Genomic DNA, 18,470 nt, shown 5'->3' on the forward strand with positions numbered 1-18,470 from the left:
CGGACTCGAAGGCCGCAAAGGGATCGGGCTGGGTCATGATCGAATCGCCCAGAACGCCAGATCAAGCCCGGGAAAATCGCCAGCGATGTGCATCGCCATTCCCCCGGATTGCTCGAGCTGCCGCCACAGTTCGCTGCCACGCGTGTCGAGTTCAAAATAGTTCGCGCCCGAGTGAAACGGAATCTGGCGCGGCGCGACCGGCAGCGGTGTCAGCGTCACGCCCGGAAGCTGTAGATTGACGAGGTCGCGGATCCGCTCGACCGGCCCGATCTTGACCTGCGTGGGAAAACGCGCGCGCAGCGCCTCGCTGGCCATCTGCGACTGCACCGCGAGCACGAAGGTCGCGTTGCGCTGTAGTTGCACGTCTGGAATCAGCGCCACGCGCACGCCGTGCTTGCGGTCATGCAGCTCGATGCGGATCGCGGATTGTTCGAGCACCATCGACAGGCTGCGGCGCAGATCCTCCATCACCGGCGCGAAGGTGGCTGCCAGATCGTCATGCACGTAGGGGCCGAAACGAGTGGCGCTGCGCGACTCGCTGAAGGTGCCGAGTTCGCCCGCAAGTTGCAGGGCCAGTTCATAGAAATGCAGCGGATGCAGCGGCTGGGTACGCGCGAAATGCGCGAACAGCGGCAGGTTGCGGTTCACCGTCTGCAACAGCAGAAAATCCGCGATTTCCGCCACGCCGCCCGACCCTCCTTGCGAGAGCCTGCCCGCCAGGGCTTCGGCGCGATGCAGCAACAGGCCTTGCAGCTCGTCGACCCAGCCGCGAATCACCGCGTGCGCGCCCACGTCGAGCAGGGGCGGCAGATAGGCCTGGCGCAGCACCACCTGGTTGTCCACGCGCCGCTCCTGCACGCGCGCCACGCTCAGTCCGGTCCAGGCGTCCGAGGCATCGCGGGCGCGCATCAACCTCGTATGCAAGGCACCCACCTGCACGGTCACGCTACGGTCTCCCGAGGTATTGGAATCGGGAATGTCCGTCTCCTGCACGCGATGGCGCACGAGTTCCTCGAAGCCCTCGGTATCGGCCTCGCGCGCACCCGAGCGGCGCAGGGGCAAGGCGAGGACGATCCGCTCGTCGCGCAGATCGGCGGGAACGTCCATCGGCTCCGGAAGCGGATCGACCGCCGGCATGTCGAACGGCGTGCCGTCGCCAAACACACCCACGGCGCGCACCAGGGAAATCTTGCCGAGCGCGAGCGCCGCCGTGTCCAGCTCCAGCGTCACCAGCCCCATGCGTAGGCCACGGTTTCGCGAACCAGCAGATGCCGCGAATGATCGGCATGCCGCTCCGCCTGCTGCAGATGCTGCGGCGCAAGGAGCATGCCTTCGCTCCACACAACTTTGGATCGCCAGTTCATCAGCAGGTGCTCCAGAATCGAAAACTCGGTTGCCACGCAGGCGGTGGGCATTCGTCGATGAACACCGCTGTCCGTGCATGGGAGTTTCAGGTGGCAGAGCCCGCGAGCAAATCCGCCGGAAGGCCTAAACCGGCTCTCGCCGCGTAGCGCAAAGGGACTAGAACCCGCAGATTGCGCGCTCGCATGGCGCTGGGCGGCGAGGCGCATGGCTGAGAAACTGCGCGCGCCCCTATTGGCAATATCCCGAAACGCATAGGCGCGGCGCCCTGCCCGGCTGTCCGCTCTAGAGACAAGACTTATGGGGCGGCTAACATGAAGGAGGCGACGCCTGATATTCAATTCGGGGAATATGTTCTATTCTGATCCTGAACAGTCTGCCGCCCGGACAGCACGAGGACAACGGCTTGAGCACCACACCCGTCACCGATGCGGCTCCTGAGTCGCCGCCCGAATCCGGCACGTCGCACGCCAGGCGGGAGTGCACGGTGCGGGACTCCTGCCTGACGTTGACGCAGCAACTGGTGCTGCTCGCGGTTCTGCCCGCGTTGCTGGCCACCCTGGTCGCGGCCATCATTCTTTCGCAGCACCATCTCGACAGCGTGCGCAACCTGACACGCTCGAACGCGCAGAGCATGGCCCAGCAACTGGCCACGACCGCCGATGCGGCACTGGTTCAGGCGGATCGCCAGGCTCTGCAGCGCGTCGTGCAGACGGGCATGCAGCATCCCCACGTGCACAAGGTCCAGATCCGCTCCACGGGCGGGGAGCTTGCCGCCCAATCCACCTCCGACGACACGTCGACGCGACCCGGATTGCAGGTGATCGTGCCCGTGAGCGATGCGGCCGGCATCGAGCATGGCGAACTCATGATCGAGATGAGCCTCGATTCGCTCGCCACGGCCCAGCACACCATGTGGGTGGTTTTGCCCGCGATCCTGGCAGCGATCGGACTCAGCGTGGTGCTGTTCGGCCTCTGGGCCGCGCAGCGCATCAACGCTCCGGTGCGCGATCTGGCCCTGGCCATGGACAGGCTCGGCGCGGGCGAAGAGGTGCAGATGCCGTTGAGCGGGTCGGCGGAAATGCGCCATCTGCAGGCCGGTTTGAACAATGCGGCGAGCGCCTTGGGCGAGAGCCAGCGCGAACTCAAGTCGCGCGTCGAGGCGGCAACTGCCGAACTCGCGCGCAAGAACCGGCAACTGGAGATCGCGAGCCAGTCCAAGACCCGGCTGCTCGCCGCCGCAAGCCACGACCTGCGCCAGCCGCTGCATGCGCTGACCCTGTTCTCGGACTCGCTGGAGGAAGGCGAAACCGATCCGGTGCGCATCACCCGCATCGGCCACATACGGGCCTGTGTCGAGTCGCTGGACCGATTGTTCTCCGAGCTTCTGAATCTCTCGCAGCTCGATGCCGGTGTGCTGCGCCCGCAATGGTCCGACTTTCCACTCGATCAGCTGTTCGATGACGTGAGCCGCAATTTCCGGCCCGTCGCGGAAAAGCAGGAACTGCGCCTCGTCGTGCGCAAGACCGACGCCTGGGCGCGCAGCGACTACGTGATGCTCTCGCGCATCCTCTCCAATCTGATCTCCAACGCGATCCGCCACACCAAGAGCGGCGGCGTGCTGGTCGGTGTGCGCGGGCGCGGACGCACGCTGCGTGTGGAGGTATGGGACAGCGGTGAAGGCATCGCACCGGAGCACCAGACGCGCGTCTTCGAGGAGTTCTATCAGGTGGATCCGCAACGCGCCAAGGCCGTTTCGGGAGCGCAGGGAATGGGTCTGGGCCTGTCAACGGTACGGCGCTTAGCCGATCTGCTGAACATGCATCTGGAGCTGCGCTCCATCCCCGGCAAGGGCACGATGGTGCGCGTCACGGTGCGTGCCGTATCGGCGCGCGAAGTCGCCAACCGGCCACAACTGCCGCGCAACGAGGTACGGCTCGACGGGCTTTGCGTGCTCATCATCGACGACGAACGCACGATTCTCGAAGGCATGCAACTGGTGCTCTCGCGCTGGGGTGCCCGGGTACGGACGGCGTCCACGCGCGAGGAGGTCATGGAACTCGCCTCCCACTGGACGTCACCGCCTGACGTGGTGATCAGCGATCTGCTGCTGCAGGGCCCGAAGACGGTCTCGCCCTGCTGGCGGAGCTGGAACAGCATCCCAACGGCATCACGCCGCTCACGGCCAGGCTGCTCGTGACCGGCGAGACCAATCAGCACCAACTCAGCAGCGCCTACATGCAGGGCATTCCGGTGCTTCACAAACCGGTGACGCCCGCGAAACTGCATCACGCCATACTCGCGCAACTCAATCATGTGCGCGGGATCATCTGGCAACCCCTTTGACTACTGGCGTGAATGCCTGCAAAGCCGGATTCGGTTCAGAAGTCTCCGCAACCGTTCTTGCGCTCGGTGTCCATGCAGCTCGTGATGCTGGGGCGTGAGCGCACGCGCGACCATTCGCTGGCCAGCAGGTCCGGCCCCTGCTGCGACCGTGCGCCCCCAATGGCCCGGTCGCAAAGCAGATCGGCGGATTGCCCAGATTGTGGTCGAAGGTGTAGGTATTGGGCTCGTCCCGCACGAACTCGGGTTGCGGCGCGAACGGGATGCTGGTCACCGTGAGCGTGCCCGGCACCACGTTCACGCGGTAGCCAGACGCAGACGCGAAGGTGCCGTTGATCGCATAGTTTCCCGCAGGGCTGGACGCAGTGGCCGACGTGCTCACCGAGCCCGAAACCGCGGCATTCGTGTCGCCGTTGACCAGCCCGCTCACCGTATAGCCGAGCGGCGGGTTGTTTTCACCCTGCCGACGACGGCTGTCGCTGATTGCCACCGTCGCCGTCGGTTGCTGCGCGTAGATGAAATGGTTGTCGCCCGGCGTCACCGTCACGTTGCACGTCCCGCCATAAGCGCAGCCGTAGAGATTCGGCGTGCTGCCCGAGCCAGCCATTGCGCCGCGTGTCTCGCCCTCCCAGGTTGCCGCCCACACGCGCCACGGCGCGCCGCCCAGGGAATGGCTCCCCGGATTCTGAAACCGTGCGGCGGCCACCAGATCGGCACCCGCGCGGCTCGACACATCGGTGGCCAGCGTGAGGTCTTGCGACAGCGTGCGCACGAACACCGTATCGCCCTCGATGCGGCCCGAGGTCACGGTCTGCGCGGCGTTGACGTCGGCATCCGCGCCCGTCACCGAGACCACGCCAAGCCGCAGCGCATCCACGTCCTGATACCGGAAGCTGCCGCGCGCGCTGCCGCCGAGCGTGTTGTCGCTCACGTTGTTGCCGGCACGGTCAAGCAGCACGTTGCCATTGGCAGATCGCGCCAGCAGGGTACGCGCCCGCACCGGCGCGGCGGCGACCTGGGTGATGTCGCCGCTTGCGACAAGGCCCACACGCTCGGCCGTCACCGGCGCATTGAGCACGATCAAGCCGCCCGCGCCCTCGCTCTGCAGGCTCAGCCCGTTGTTGCTGGACACCGCGCCCGCCACCGTGATGGTTCCCGCATGACGATTGCTGCCCAGCACCACGTCCGGCGCGGAAAGCCGTGCAAACTCATCGCTCGAAATCGAAAAGCCGCCCACCGAGCCTCCACCCAGCGTGATCGGTGTGTTGACGAGGTCGCTCGCCGTGCCATCCGCACGAATCTCCCCGGGCCGCAGATTGAGCATGCGACCCGCAGACACCGTTCTATCGATCACAAGAGCATCTGTACTGCCATTGTTGCTGGCGCGCAGAATCACGTCGCCCGTGCTGCGGATCGCATCGCCCTGCCCCGCCAGAATCCGCACTCCTGGCCCCTGCCCGCATGGCTGCCCGTGACTTCGATGGTTCCCCCGCCACTGCTCGCGATGCTTGACCGCGACCCCAACTGCACCCCGCTGGAATAGCCCTCCGTATCGATCCCCGATGCGCGCCCGCGAATCACCACGTCGCCCGTGGTCGTCTCGATCCTGTTGACAAGGCTATCGCTCGGCTCGTCGAGCAGTGCGACACCGTTGTCATTGGCATTGCTGCCGATCACGCTCACATCTCCGGCACCGCTGCGGATGCTGGTGCCGCGCAGGCTCACACGGCCCGAACGCAGGCTCACCGCTCCTCCCTCGGCCGGCTGCACACCGCGCGTGTCAATGCTTGCGTTAGCAAGGCTGATGTCGCCGCCTGGCGTATCCGCAACGCCGGTCTGCATGCTCACCGCCCCGCCCGCGTGAGCACCGATCCGGAGAAATCGATGCTGTGCTCGCCACCGTGGACTCCCGCATTCATCGCCACCTGCAGCGGACCGGAGGCGGAACGAATGACGGTTGGACCTTGCGATGCGATGTCGCCATCGGCGCTGAACGTCAATGCGACGGGGTTGCTGGTCTGGGTGCGATCAATCACGGCGTCGCCAGCAAGCGTCAGGTTGCCGCGATCCCTACCGTGGGACGCAGTGGAAATGCCGACATTCGTGCCGTGATTCAGGGCGAAGTTGATGTCACCATCCTGAATCTGCCCTCCGGCAACGAGCGTTGATGCTGCTGTACCCTGGGTGCTGCCATGCACGACGCTCAGCCCATTGCCGTTGATCAGCCAGGTACCGGCGCGTCCGGATGTCGTACCGGCATCGACATCAATGCCCTCCAGGTACAGATTGCCCGAGACCTGGAAACCCGTGCCCTGCGCCACCGCAGAGGTCTCCACCAGACCACCATCACCGCCATTCGCTCCGCCCCGCGCGGAAACTCGGCCATAAGCAACCAATGCGCTCGGCGCCGCTAGCGTCACCTTGCCACCATTGCCCGTGCCAAGCGCGTCTGCGCGGAGCGTGGTGGTCTCGTCCAGCACCAACAAATCGATGCTTCTCACACCTGTCCGCGGTTGCGACGTCATCGAGATCGAACCGCCTCCCGACTGCCCGCTGACGTCCATCAGCGGCTTGATGGGTGTTGAATCCACGAACGGGATTTCCCAACTCGAATCCACAAGCCCTTCCAACGAACCTGACGACACCCGCACGTCGGCACCCCGCAACTGGATGCTGCCGCCGGTGGTGCCCGGCGCATCTCCGCGTGCCTGCAACGTGCTACGCGACACATGCACTCTGCCTTCGCTCGCGAGAACAATCTCGCCATTGCGGTTGTACATGGTGTTGGCCGTCAGTTCCGATCCGTCGTGGACGATCACTCCACCGGCTTCTCCCTGCCCCTGTGTCGAGTCCAGGACGATGCGACCGCCGTTGGCCGATATCTTTCCCTGGCGGTTCTCGACCCCGGTGCTAATCAGGCTCGAATCCTGCCCCACCGTCAGCTTGGTCAGGCCGTCGCCGCCCACGTCGAGCGTCACGCGCCCGCCAGCACCCAGGGCCACGGTGCCACCATCGGCCTTGATCGTTCCGGTGTTCACCACATACGGCGCGATCAGCGCGATCAGTCCGCCTCGCCCTCCGGAACCGGTTGCCGTCAGATTGCCGGTGTTGACGACGAACTCCCTCCCCCTCCCGATGGACGCACTAGCGTCTACAGATGGAGCAGTTCTTTCAAATACAAAGTTCTCACCTCCGGCCATGAACGCGGCGTTGCGATCAGTGCCGGTCGTCTGGGCCAGATCGAGCGACGAAGCGACGAGGCCGCCAACGTTCACCTGAGCAGTGCGGCCAAAGAGCACGCCCAGAGGATTGATGATGAACACCCGCCCCGGTGCATTGATGTTGCCATTGACCACCGAAGCTCCGCCGAAGCTGCTTGTGCCTACCACCCGATTAAGCGTGATGCTGCCAGTCCCGGGCTGCTGAAAGTTCACCGTAGCACCTTCGACCACCGAAAACGTGGACCAGTGAATCACCGAGCGGTCGCTGGTCTGGTTCACGTTGAGGACGTTTGCGCTTGGCCGCGAGACGCTAGCGTTGCCTGCGATCACGTTTTCGCCCACGGGCAAGGTCTGCGCAAGGGCCGCAGCCGCACCTGCGGACATCAGCGCAACGACCAGCGGCCTGAGCGGGCCAAGCGCCGTTCGGGGCGCCCTGCATGTAAGGGAGGCGTGGGCTTTTTTCATGGTGCTGTTTCTCCGGAATCCATTGACTTGCATGGTGGATCTGCCCGTTCAGAAAGTCTTCTGGGCCTGCACGTACAGGCGCACGCCACGCTTGCCGCCATCGGTCACGGGAACCTGTGTTCCGGCCCGCCAGGCGAGCGTCGCGTTGATCGAGAAATCTCCGGCACGCGCCCAGCTCAGTCCCAACCCCGCACCGCGCAGGCTACGCGAGAGATTGGCGTCGTCCAATGGAGCGCGGTTCTTCACGAGCCGGCCCGGGCAGCGTCATAGAAGACGAACGGCGTCAGCTCCGGCGTGGCCGACCAGCGCCACTCGATCATGCTGATCCAACCCTGATCGACCAGCACCTCGCCCGAGGCATAGGCGCGCACCGCGCGTGCGCCGCCGAGAGCCAGCTTTTCAGACGAATCGAGGTTCTTGCTGGCCACCTGCCCGCCGAGCGATACATAGAGGGAATGCGCCTGCATCAACGCCTGCAGCCGGGAGAACTGGAACGTCAGTTTGGAGAAGCTGCCATCCGTGGCACGCCCACCAAATGCGCGATCGGCGGCACGCAACTCTGCATCGCGGAGGGACAGATCGCCGTGGTAGAGCGTCCCCGCGCTCGCCCAGTAGCCGCCGCCCAGCCAGTCGTCGCGCCGCTCCCAGGCCCAGCCCAAGCCCAGGCCCGTCACGCGCTTGCGCGCCTGAAAATCGACGGCACGGTATTCATCCTTGAGCTGCTTGCTGTCGGCGGACAGGCGCAGATATAGGTTCTGATGCCTCTGCCGGATCACCGGATAGTTCAGCGACACGTCGAACACGTCGGCCGTGCCTTGCGCTCCGAGCGCTTCAAACTCCCCGCCCAATTCATAGTTCACACGCGCCAGGCCGATGCCCGCGCGCAGCCCGTTCGAGCCGAGTGGCGCCTCATACGCCAGCCGCCCGAACTGCATGCCATTGCCGTTGGAGACCATGGCACGCAAATCCAGGTTGTCGCCAATGCCCAGCGGACTCGCCCAGCGCACGGTGCCCCCACCCGGAAACGGCCCGATTCCTTGGTCCCGTGATTGTCCGCTTCGGCCACGAAGATCCAGCGCCTGGCGGCGTTCACATCCACCATCAGATCGGTCGTGCCGACCTGCGTTCCTTCCTGCAACGTCGATGCCACGCGGATGCCCGGCTGGTCGGACAAGAGCAGCATCGCGCGCTCGTAACGCGGACCATGCACCACCTCGCCCGGCTGCATGCCCGAGAGAAACGCCGTAACGCGTTCTTCGCCAATCGGTGCCTGCTCGTCGAGATTGACCTCGACCTTGCCGATGCGGCCCTCGATCACGCTGATGTCCACGACGCCCTCGCGCACCGTCTGAACCGGCACGATGGCCTGCGCGAGAAGATATCCACGTTCGCGGTAGAGCGCGGTGACGCTGGCGGCAATGGCTTCAAGATCGGCCAGCGTGACGTCGCGCCCCACATAGGGTTGCGCGAGCGCCTTGAGTTCTGCGTCGTCGATGGCCTGCGCGCCGTAGAAGCGCACCTCGCTCAACCGGAAGGAAGGCGCAGCCGCCGTGGACGAAAAGGCCGCGTCGCCGACACCCGGTGCCGCAGGAGCCGCGTCCCTGGCGGAGCACCCGTCGCAGCCCATCTGCGCGGGCAGCAGGGGCAATTGCTGCGACGGTGACTGCGCGAGCACCTTGCCATGCGCCAGCGCCACCAGCAGCAGCGTGGCCAGCCCGACGAAGCCGCGCTCACGGTGTATCAGGCCGCTGGTCTTTGTTGTCGGCATGTTCATGCTCCACCTGCCTTGAGCTTGAGTCGCCAGTCACCGATCAGATTGAACGGTGCCCAGAAAAAAGGATGCGCGAGTTTGGGCTGTTTCAGCACGGCAATCTGCGCGGCCTGCACGGACTTCTGCACGTCATTGCCGCGTATGAGTTCACCGTAGAGCGTGGTCATGAGCACCTCGGTGGCATCATCCGAGACCGGCCAGAGCGAGACGATCAGGCTCGAACTGCCCGCCGAAAGAAACGAGCGGGTGAAGCCCAGAACCTCGTCACCCTGAGCGATGCGCCCCAGCCCCGATTCGCAGGCGGACAGCGTGACCAGAGCCGTGCCCTCAAGCCGCATGTCCAGCACTTCATGGGCCTCCAGAAAGCGCTGCTCACCGCCCTCGTTCGCCAGCAGAATGCGTGAGTACAGCGGATCGACCTGATCCGCCTCGGCGTGCGCGGCCACATGCATGATCGCCGAGCGTGAACTGACCTGGCGGAACTGGGTCTTGGTCGCCCGCTCGCCCAGGAACAGCTCCTTGCGCGAGAACATGCCCGCGAGCTTCTTGACCTCGGCCTCGGAGCCCGGCAGGTCGTACTTGTCCTCGATGCGCGGATTGCCGAATGCCGTCAGGTCCGATGGCACCGTCTGCGAGCGCTGAGCCAGTTGCATGGCAATGCTGGCCGAAGGTGCCACGGACATGGGATGCGTCTCGATCAGGAAACGTCCATCCGTGCGCAGCGCCTGGAATGGCAGGTAGTGCAAGGCCCCATGCGGCACCACCGTCAGGCGCTGTCCGCCCTGCAGGCCGAGGGGCGCAATCAGCGCAGCGCCCAGCTTGTCTCCGTTGCCAATGGCCGAGCGATTGCCACGCACCACCGAGTTGCGGTAGGTGTCGACCAGATCCACCAGTTCGTCACGCGTGACCGCCACCGGCAGCATGCGAATGTCCTGCGGACCGATCACCCACACCGCGATCCGCGTCGGCAAGGAATGGAACACGACGATGCGCTCATCGCTCTTGAGCGCGCCCTGCATGGCCGACAAGGCCATCACGCTGCCGAGTGAATCACCGGCACTGGCATGTCCGCGCATCGCATCGAGCAGCGCACGCGAACGGCTGCGCTCGCTGATCTCGAATGCGCGCGCGGCATTGCCGTCGGTGACGGCCGCGTCGATGGCGCGCTCGAAGATGGTCTGCATGTCCGAGAACAGCCCCATCTTGATTTCATCGCTGCGAAAGCGCGAGCGCACCTGATCCATGCTCTGGATTGCCTGATCCATGGCCTGCGCGGCCGCCGCGCCATTGCCCAGCGCCTGCTCGCTGCGCGCCACGCCATCCCAAGCCCACAACCGGTAATAGGCAGAATCGCTGCCCGAGCGTTTTGCGGCGAGCGCGGCGAATGCATCGCGCGCCTGTTCGTGCTTCTTCTCCGCCAGCAGCAGATTGGCCCGACTGCGCTCGAGCTGGGCCTGCAACGCCGCTTCGCGTTGCACCGGTATCTGCGCCAGCAGTTCGCGCGCGGCAACGAGATCGGACTCCTTGCCGGATTCGATCAGCGCATTCGCCATCGACACCCGCACCAGGGGCGCATAGCGATCCGAACTGCCCGCGAGCGCGTCGCGGTAGTTCACGAGCGCTCCGGCATAGTCGCGGCGGCGTACCGCCACATCGCCGAGCACCTTGTTCGCGGGTCCGACAATCTGCTGCGGCTCCCGCACCTGCGCCTGCAGGGCAAGCGCCTCGCGCGCAAACTGCTCGGCCTTCTCCAGTTGCCCGGAGTAGCTGTAGACGATTGCCAGATCGCGCTTGGCCACTGCGTTGAGCGCCGGGTCCCTGGTGGCCTGGGCCAGGTGCAGGGCCTTGCTCGCGGCGCGCACACTCTGGCGAAATTCGCCTGCCTCGGCCAGCGCGACGGCCTGACTGCAATACTGAAAACCGCTGAGCTTGAGCTTGTCCTGCGCGTACAGCACGGCGCCGTCGTTGCTCAGGGCGAGCAAGGTATCCATGTCCGCCAGCCGTGCCTGCTCACGTTGGCGGGCGACGGCTTCGGTATCTGCCTGAGCCCATGCTGCCGGCAATGCACCACCCGAGGCGGCCAGCGACAACATCGCCAGTTGCAACGCGGTGCGCCGCAAACGACTGGAAAAGCTGTAGGTCATTTTTTGTCCAATAGCTGAACCCACCGACACCACGTCAGGCAAGTGAACAAAGTCTATGGAGCAAGCGCGTCACAGCCTATTTGCACTAAGGTCTAGCGCGAAAAGTCTAGGGACTGTTCAGCCAACGCAAGAGGATCGCGAGGCGCAGGCTCGAAGCCAGGCAGGTAGCTGGCCAGAATGGGTGCCCAGGAATCAATAGTGCTTTGGTCATATGTCTTCTTTTGAGCTACGCTCGCGACGGGTGAGCATTCCCGTACCGTGTGTACATGCCTCAGGAGACGACAGGTGACGTTCAATTCAACACCGGGGTTTACCCCGCTCTCGGGTTTCAGCGTTCTGGATCTGAGCCAGGGCGTGGCCGGCCCGTATTGCACGCAGTTGCTGGCGCATCAGGGAGCGGCGGTGATCAAGGCCGAGCCGCTTGAAGGCGATTGGGGACGGCACGTCGGTGTGGCAAAGAACGGGCACAGCACGCTGTCGACCACCTATAACAGCGGCAAGCAGAGTCTGGCCATCGACGCGAAACAGGCCGAGGGTCGCGAACTGCTGATCAGGCTCGCCGCGCAGGCCGATGTCATCGTGCAGAACTTTCGGCCCAGCGTCACGAGGCGGCTCGGCCTGGACTACGACAGTCTGAAGCAGCGGGGCCTGAATCCGGTCTATGTCTCCATCAGCGGCTATGGGCCGGATGGTCCCTACGCCGACCATCCGGCAACGGATTCGGTGATGCAGGCGGACAGCGGGTTGATGAATACCAACCGCGATGGCGTAGGCGCTCCGCAGCGTGTCGGGCTGCTGCTGGCCGACATCGCCACCGGCGTCTACGCCGCGCAGGCCTGCACCGCTGCCTTGCTGCATCGCGCGCGATCCGGCGAAGGCTCGCATGTCGAACTGAATCTCTTTGATGTGTGCTGCGCCTTGCAGTCCACCGCGCTGTCGGAGGAAATCATCGCCGGGCATGTCGTCAAGCAGGCAGTGAGCGCGCCCAACGGCGTGTTCGATGCAGCCGACGGCAAGATCAGCGTACTCGCCCTGAGCCATGCGCATTTCGAACGCATCGCCGAAGCGCTTGGGTTGTCGCACTGGCTTGGAGATGTCCGTTTCTCCACCAACCACTCACGGCTACAGCACCGGCAAACGCTGCATGCGGATCTGGCGGCTGCGGTCCGGCATCGCAGCGTGGCCGAACTCGAGGCGCTGTTCGAGAAGCATGGCGTTCTTCATGCACGCGTGCGCAAGGCCGAGGACGTGCTTGCGCATCCGCAGGCGCAGCATCTCGGAACCTTCGACACCGTCAACCAACCCGGTTTTGGCGAGGTATTGCTGGCCGCCACGCCGTGGCCGAAAAATCCTGCTGCGCCGTCTCCCGCCCACGCGTTGGCGAGCACGGCGCGCAGATTCTCAGGACACTGGGTTGCAGCGACGACGAGATTGCCGCGTTGGCCAAAAGGCAAATCATTGCGCTATGACGGGGGAGGCCATCGTATGAAGACCCCGCCGCACGCCAACCACGAATCAGAGTTGATGCACGACCAGCCGGAACTCCGGGTCGTCCGGAAACGCCTTGACCTCAAAGCCGAGTCGGCGCATGAGCTTGAGCATGTTGGGGTTGTTCGCCAGCACCAGCCCCTGGATTTCGGCAAGGCCGCGATCACGCGCGACCTCCATGATCGCGAGCATCAGGCGCGAGCCGAGACCGCGCCCAGCGAAATCGTCGGCGACCAGCAGCGCGAACTCGCAGCTCGATTGATCGGGGTTGGTCACATAGCGCGAAACGCCGACGATGCGATCCGTCTCGCTCACCTTGCCATGCTCGTCCACCGAGCTTTGCCGGTGCACTGCCACCAGCGCCATCTCGCGGTCGTAGTCGATGAGCGTGAAGCGCGCGAGCATCGTGGTGGGTAGCTCGGCGAGTTGCGAGACGAAGCGGAAATAGCGGCTTTCGGGCGAGAGTTCGCGCACCAGTTTTTGCAGCATTTGGGCATCGTCGGGGCGGATCGGACGCACATGGTATTCGCCGCCGCCGCGCATCGGCCAGAATTGTTCGTAGCGCGCCGGATACGGCATGATGGCCAGATGCGCGTAGCTCGAATGCGCGCCGAGCAGCCCCGTGGTGAGCATGCCGGAGGCACCGTGCGTTGCCTCGCCGACGACGATGCGCGCATCCACCGCGACCACGCCGTCCGCATCGACGATCAGCGGATTGATGTCCATCTCGCGCAGTTGCGGCAACGCGCAGGCCATCTCCGAAACGCGCAGCAGCACCTGTTCCAGCGCCTCATGGTTGACCGGATCGGCGCCACGCCATTCGCCCAGTGTTTCGGCAACGCGGGAGCGCTCGACCAGACGCCGTGCGAGGAACTGGTTGAGCGGCGGCAACTCCATCGCGCCATCGTCCATGAGTTCGACCATCGTGCCGCCCGCCCCGAAGGTGATGACCGGCCCGAAGTATTCGTCGCTCACGAGGCCGATGCAGATCTCGCGACCGCGCCTGGCCCGCGCCATGTTCTGCACCGTCACCCCGTTGATGCGCGCCGAAGGCTGCAGGCGCGCGACGCGCTGCACCATGTCGGCATAGGCGTCGCGCACGGCGGTGCCGGTGTGCACGTTGAGCGCAACGCCGCCGACGTCGGACTTGTGGCTGATGTCGGGCGAATCGATCTTGAGCGCCACCGGGTAGCCAAGCTGCGTGGCGATCATCATCGCCTCATGCGCGCTGCGGGCCTGTACGGTGCGCGTGACGGGGATGTGGAACGCTGCGAGCAGCGATTTGGATTCCATCTCGGTGAGCACCTTGCGGCGTTCGGCGAGCACGCTTTCGATCACGAGGCGCGCGCCTTCGATGTCGGGCTTGGCGAGCGCCGACAGCGACGGCGGGGTCTGCAGCAGCAGTTGCTGGTTGCGATAGAAAGTGGAGAGATTGCAGAACGCGCCCACGGCTGCCTCGGGCGTGCGAAAGCTCGGAATCTGCGCCTTGCGCAGGGTCTCGCGCGCGGGCAGCACCAGGGTGTCGCCAAGCCAGCTCGTGAGCAGCGGCTTGTTCATGGCGCGCTTGGCATCGGACAGCGCCTGCGCTACGGCCATCGCATCGCCACCCGGTTTGGGCGAGAAGATCGCGAGCACGCCGTCGATGTCCTTGTCCTTGTTGGCGGCCTCGATGGCGAGGCGGTAATGCTCGGGACCGGCCTCTTCCGACAGGTCGATCAGCTCCGAGAGCGTGGCCAGCGGCGGCAACTGCGGCGCGAGCTTTTGGGCCGGCTCGGCCGACAGACGGCCCAGCGACAGACCCTTTTCATTGATCCAGTCCGCGGCCAGCACGCCCGGACCGCCACCATTGGTGATGACGGCCAGCCGCTGGCCCACCGGCCGGTAGCGCGAGGCCAGGCATTTCGCCGCCGAGAACAGCTCGACGAAGGTGCCCACGCGCACCGCACCCGCGCGGCGCAGCGCCGCGTCAAACACCTCGTCGCTGCCAACGATAGCGCCGCTATGGGTGAGCGCCGCAGCATTGCCCGCGGGCTTGCGCCCCGACTTGAGCACGATGACCGGCTTGGCGTTCGCCGCCGAGCGCAGCGCGCTCATGAAGCAGCGCGCGTTCTGAATGCCTTCCATGTAGATGACGATGCTCTGCGTGCGCGGATCGTTGGCGAGAAAATCCAGCACCGCGGCGATGCCCAGATCCGTATGCGGGCCGAGCGAGACCACGCTCGAGAAACCCACGGCGTTGCTGCGTGCCCAGTCGAGAATCGAAGCGGTGAGCGCGCCCGACTGGCAGATCAGCCCGAGCGACCCTTCTGCCGCCAGCGGCCCCACCGCGCTCGCATTGAGTTGCAGCGACGGGCGCTGAATGCCCAGCGAATTGGGGCCGAGCAGGAACATGCCTTCGCGTTTGGCAATGCGCTTGAGCTCGGACGCCTGGGCCTGCGGCATGCCCGTGGACAACACCACGGCGGAGCGGCAGTTCATTCGCCCCGCCACCTCCAGGGCGGCGACCACCTCGTCGGCGGGCAGGGCAATCACCGCGAGATCGGCCCGCGCCTGCGCCAGATCGGCCAGCGTGCCGCTCGTGTGAATGTCCATGAAGCTCAGGCTGCCGGTGAACTTCTGCGCGCGCAGCGCCTCATGGAGGTTGCGGGCCAGCGTGGACTGTGTCTCCGCCTTGTCGTTGGGCCCGGCCAGCACCACGATCGACGTGGGCGCAAACAAGGGGGTGAGGTAGTGCTTGTCCAACATGATGATGATTGAATGCGGTGGCGGATGATGACCGTCACGCTCGCTCACGAGCGGTGAAAGACTGAGGTCTTCCATTGTCTTTCACTTAGGTGAAAACGCTGACTTCAAAGACTGTCGTGTTTGCCATGGGTCATTGTGCACGCTCATCGACAGGGCTATTGAGCGCAATCGCTCGCATCCCAGTGCGCTTCATCCGCCTGCCGCGCCCGGCTGCGGTGTCGAACGCATCTGCTCAACGACGGCCCACGCCGTGGATCGCGCCGCGCCGCGATGCGCGCTCGTGAAGGCGTGGCAACGCGATGCGAGATCGGCCAGACGCGCGGGCTCGTTGACGAGGCGCACGGCTTCGGTCACGCCTTCGTGCATGTCGGCGGCGCGCAATGCCACACCGGCCTCGGCTGCGAGTTCGGCGGCCTCGGCGAAATTGAAGGTGTGCGGCCCCATGATGACCGGGCAGTCGCAGGAAAGCGCCTCGATCAGGTTCTGTCCGCCGAGCGGCTCGAAGCTCCCGCCCAGCATGGCTGCATGGGCCATGCCGTAGTACTGCGCCATCTCACCCATGCTGTCGCCAAGCCAGACGTCGGCGGTGGGCGGCTCATCGGCCCACGTGCTGCGTCGCGAGACCGTGAGCCCGGCGTCGGCGCACAGCGCCATCACCTCGTCGAAACGCTGTGGATGGCGCGGAACCAGCAACCATTGCACCTGCTGGCCGCGTTGCGCAAGGGCCTCGCGCGCGGCAAGCCAGGCATGCAGCCAGGCGGCCTCCTCGCCCTCGCGGCTGCTGGCGAACAGCACCACGGGCCGGGCACTCGCCGCGCGCCAACCACGCCCGCGCGCAAGGAGTCGGGCATCCGGCACACTGTCGAATTTGAGATTTCCGAGCACCGCACGCACCGGCGCGCCAATGTCGGTCAGTCGCCTGGCGTCGGACTCGGTCTGCGCCCACACGGCACGCAGACTCCGGTAGGCGGGCCGCGCCAGCCACGCGAATCGTTTGGCACCGCGCCAGGATTTCTCGTTCATGCGCGCATTGGCGAGCACGAGGGGAATGCCACGTGCCTTGCAACCGGCGACGAGATTGGGCCAGATCTCCGTTTCCATCAGCACGCCGATGTCGGGACGAAAATTGCGCAGGAATCGACCAACCGCCTGCCGTGAATCCCACGGCTGCCAGACCTGGATGTCGCCGCCGCGCAGCAGCTTCCTGCCCTCTTCCCGGCCCGTCGCCGTGCCATTGCTGAGCAGCAACTGCATCTGCGGCAGCAGTTCGCGCAGCTCCTTGAGCAATATCGCTGCGGCTCGCGTTTCCCCGAGCGACACCGCGTGAATCCAGATCAGCGGGCGGCCCGCCTCACTCGGGCCGCGCGGCGCGATGTCGTAGACGCCGAAGCGCTCGGGCACGGCCAGGGCATAGCCCGGCTCCGTCTCTGCGCGACGACGCAGCTTGCGCCGCAAAAGCGGCGTCGCCAGTCCAATCGCCAGTGAATACAGTCCTAGCACCGGATGATCCGCCACGCGAGGGTTCAGTGCGCGGCGCCGCCTACCTGAGCGCCGGGCTTGACACGTTCGAGCAGCGCCAGCATCGCGCCTTCGATGCGGTGCATCGCATCCTGCGTGTGTCCCTCAAAGCGCAGCACCAGCACCGGCGTGGTGTTGCTCGCGCGGATCAGGCCGAACCCGTCCGGCCAGTCCACGCGCAGACCATCGATGGTGCTGATCCGGGCGGGCTCGGCAAAGCTGCTCTCGGCCAGCGCCTGAAGTTCGGCGGTCAGGCGATGCGGTTCGCCTTCCTCGCAGGACACGTTGAGTTCGGGCGTCGAAAAGCTCGTCGGCAGCGCGTTGAGCACGGCGCTGGGATCGCCGCTCCTGCTCAGGATTTCGAGCAGACGGCAGCCTGCATAGGTGCCATCGTCGAAGCCGAACCAGCGTTCCTTGAAGAAAATATGGCCGCTCATCTCGCCGCCAAGCGGCGCATCGAGTTCCTTCATGCGGGCCTTGATCAGCGAATGCCCGGTCTTGTACATCACGGCCTTGCCGCCCGCCGCCTCGATGGCGGGTGCCAGGCGCTGCGTGCATTTCACGTCGAACAGAATCGACGCGCCCGGCACGCGCGAGAGCACGTCCTGCGCGAACAGCATCATCTGGCGATCCGGGAAGATGTTGTGGCCGTCCTTGGTGACGATGCCGAGACGGTCGCCGTCACCATCGAACGCCAGGCCCAGTTCGGCGTCGCTGTTCTTGAGCGCGTTGATCACGTCCTTCAGGTTGTCGGGCTTGCTCGGATCGGGATGGTGGTTCGGGAAATCACCGTCCACCTCGGAGAACAGTTCGATCACCTCGCAGCCAATGGCGCGAAAAATGCCGGGAGCCGAAGCGCCTGCCACGCCATTGCCCGAATCGACGACGATCTTCATCGGGCGCGCCAGTTTCACGTCGCTCACGATGCGCTCGGTGTAGGCCTTGAGCACGTCGGCCTCGCGGATGCTGCCGCCGGGCGCGAGCGTGAAGAGCTGCTCGTCCATCGCGCGGCGCAGGCCCTGGATCTCATCGCCGTAGATCGCCTTGCCGGCGAGCACCATCTTGAAGCCGTTGTAGTCCTTGGGATTGTGGCTGCCGGTCACCTGAATGCCGCTTTGGCACAGCGTTGCGGCGGCAAAGTACAGCATCGGCGTGGTCACCATGCCCAGGTCGATGACCTCGATACCGACTTCCACGAGCCCCGCCATCAACGCACCTGCGAGCGCCGGGCCGGACAGGCGACCGTCACGACCGACGGCCACGACGGACTGCCCCTTGGCCCGGGCGGCCATTCCGAACGCCCTGCCCAGATTGCGGGCTACGTCCTCGTTGAGGGTGCTGGGGACGATGCCGCGAATGTCATAGGCTTTGAAAATGGCTGGCGAAAATGGCACGAGACACCCTGCAATGGAA

12 protein-coding genes and 2 pseudogenes are annotated in these 18,470 nt (G+C 65.3%); 3 read left to right on the top strand and 11 right to left on the bottom strand.

The window, feature by feature from the left end; genetic code table 11:
- Positions 1–33: 33 nt before the first annotated feature.
- Positions 34–1,364 (bottom strand): annotated as a pseudogene (gene tssK / locus H9K75_RS03340) (type VI secretion system baseplate subunit TssK).
- 404 nt (positions 1,365–1,768) lie between these two features.
- Here tssK and H9K75_RS03345 point away from each other — a divergent pair.
- On the top strand, positions 1,769–3,562 hold the full coding sequence (locus tag H9K75_RS03345) for a hybrid sensor histidine kinase/response regulator (protein ID WP_226858498.1): 1,794 nt from the start codon (positions 1,769–1,771) through the stop codon (positions 3,560–3,562).
- Positions 3,559–3,708: a hypothetical protein gene (locus H9K75_RS23420; protein ID WP_226858499.1), complete on the top strand. Its 150-nt coding sequence runs from the start codon at positions 3,559–3,561 to the stop codon at positions 3,706–3,708. Before H9K75_RS03345 ends, H9K75_RS23420 begins: the two co-directional genes overlap by 4 nt.
- Here H9K75_RS23420 and H9K75_RS03350 read toward each other — a convergent pair.
- Genes H9K75_RS03350 through H9K75_RS03370 form a run of 7 tightly spaced genes read right to left on the bottom strand, consistent with a single transcriptional unit; the run spans position 3,689 to position 11,306 of the window.
- Positions 3,689–5,149, bottom strand: coding sequence for an MBG-2 domain-containing protein (locus H9K75_RS03350; RefSeq protein WP_187724762.1), 1,461 nt, complete (start codon positions 5,147–5,149; stop codon positions 3,689–3,691). The two genes, H9K75_RS23420 and H9K75_RS03350, sit on opposite strands and share 20 nt — an antisense overlap.
- Entirely contained in the window at positions 5,098–5,553 is a 456-nt protein-coding gene (locus H9K75_RS03355) for a hypothetical protein (protein ID WP_187724763.1), read from the bottom strand. The genes H9K75_RS03350 and H9K75_RS03355 overlap by 52 nt, the downstream gene beginning before the upstream one ends.
- Positions 5,550–7,391, bottom strand: a complete 1,842-nt coding sequence (locus tag H9K75_RS03360) for a two-partner secretion domain-containing protein (protein WP_187724764.1) — start codon at positions 7,389–7,391, stop codon at positions 5,550–5,552. Before H9K75_RS03360 ends, H9K75_RS03355 begins: the two co-directional genes overlap by 4 nt.
- A 48-nt stretch (positions 7,392–7,439) precedes the next feature.
- On the bottom strand, positions 7,440–7,637 hold the full coding sequence (locus H9K75_RS23425; protein WP_226858500.1) for a hypothetical protein: 198 nt from the start codon (positions 7,635–7,637) through the stop codon (positions 7,440–7,442).
- Positions 7,634–8,356, bottom strand: a complete 723-nt coding sequence (locus H9K75_RS23430; RefSeq protein ID WP_264293964.1) for a ShlB/FhaC/HecB family hemolysin secretion/activation protein — start codon at positions 8,354–8,356, stop codon at positions 7,634–7,636. The genes H9K75_RS23425 and H9K75_RS23430 overlap by 4 nt, the downstream gene beginning before the upstream one ends.
- Entirely contained in the window at positions 8,248–9,159 is a 912-nt protein-coding gene (locus H9K75_RS23435) for a POTRA domain-containing protein (RefSeq protein ID WP_226858501.1), read from the bottom strand. The genes H9K75_RS23430 and H9K75_RS23435 overlap by 109 nt, the downstream gene beginning before the upstream one ends.
- 2 nt (positions 9,160–9,161) lie before the next feature.
- Positions 9,162–11,306 (bottom strand): CHAT domain-containing protein, encoded by a 2,145-nt coding sequence (locus H9K75_RS03370; protein WP_187724765.1) that lies wholly within the window; start codon positions 11,304–11,306, stop codon positions 9,162–9,164.
- 354 nt (positions 11,307–11,660) lie between these two features.
- On the opposite strand from H9K75_RS03370, the pseudogene H9K75_RS03375 reads away from it, so the two are divergent.
- Positions 11,661–12,587, top strand: a pseudogene (locus tag H9K75_RS03375) (CaiB/BaiF CoA transferase family protein); the annotation flags it as partial.
- Positions 12,588–12,821: 234 nt separating this feature from the next.
- Here the strand turns inward: H9K75_RS03375 and H9K75_RS03380 are convergent.
- The 3 genes from H9K75_RS03380 to H9K75_RS03390 all read right to left on the bottom strand — a co-directional run bounded on the left by H9K75_RS03380 (position 12,822) and on the right by H9K75_RS03390 (position 18,451).
- Positions 12,822–15,539, bottom strand: a complete 2,718-nt coding sequence (locus H9K75_RS03380) for a bifunctional acetate--CoA ligase family protein/GNAT family N-acetyltransferase (protein ID WP_187725889.1) — start codon at positions 15,537–15,539, stop codon at positions 12,822–12,824.
- A 189-nt stretch (positions 15,540–15,728) separates the two neighbouring features.
- On the bottom strand, positions 15,729–17,054 hold the full coding sequence (locus H9K75_RS03385; protein WP_226858502.1) for a 3-deoxy-D-manno-octulosonic acid transferase: 1,326 nt from the start codon (positions 17,052–17,054) through the stop codon (positions 15,729–15,731).
- A gap of 8 nt (positions 17,055–17,062) precedes the next feature.
- Complete coding sequence (locus H9K75_RS03390) at positions 17,063–18,451, bottom strand: phosphomannomutase/phosphoglucomutase (RefSeq protein ID WP_187724766.1); 1,389 nt, start codon at positions 18,449–18,451, stop codon at positions 17,063–17,065.
- Positions 18,452–18,470: the final 19 nt, after the last annotated feature.

This window comes from Diaphorobacter aerolatus (genome assembly GCF_014489535.1).
Lineage (GTDB): Bacteria > Pseudomonadota > Gammaproteobacteria > Burkholderiales > Burkholderiaceae_C > Diaphorobacter_A > Diaphorobacter_A aerolatus.

What these genes read in the sequence shown, in the direction of transcription:
- H9K75_RS03360 (WP_187724764.1), bottom strand. Translation starts at nt 7,391, where the DNA reads ATGAAAAAAGCCCACGCCTCCCTTACATGCAGGGCGCCCCGAACGGCG.
- H9K75_RS23435 (WP_226858501.1), bottom strand. Translation starts at nt 9,159, where the DNA reads ATGCCGACAACAAAGACCAGCGGCCTGATACACCGTGAGCGCGGCTTC.
- H9K75_RS03370 (WP_187724765.1), bottom strand. Translation starts at nt 11,306, where the DNA reads ATGACCTACAGCTTTTCCAGTCGTTTGCGGCGCACCGCGTTGCAACTG.
- H9K75_RS03380 (WP_187725889.1), bottom strand. Translation starts at nt 15,539, where the DNA reads ATGTTGGACAAGCACTACCTCACCCCCTTGTTTGCGCCCACGTCGATC.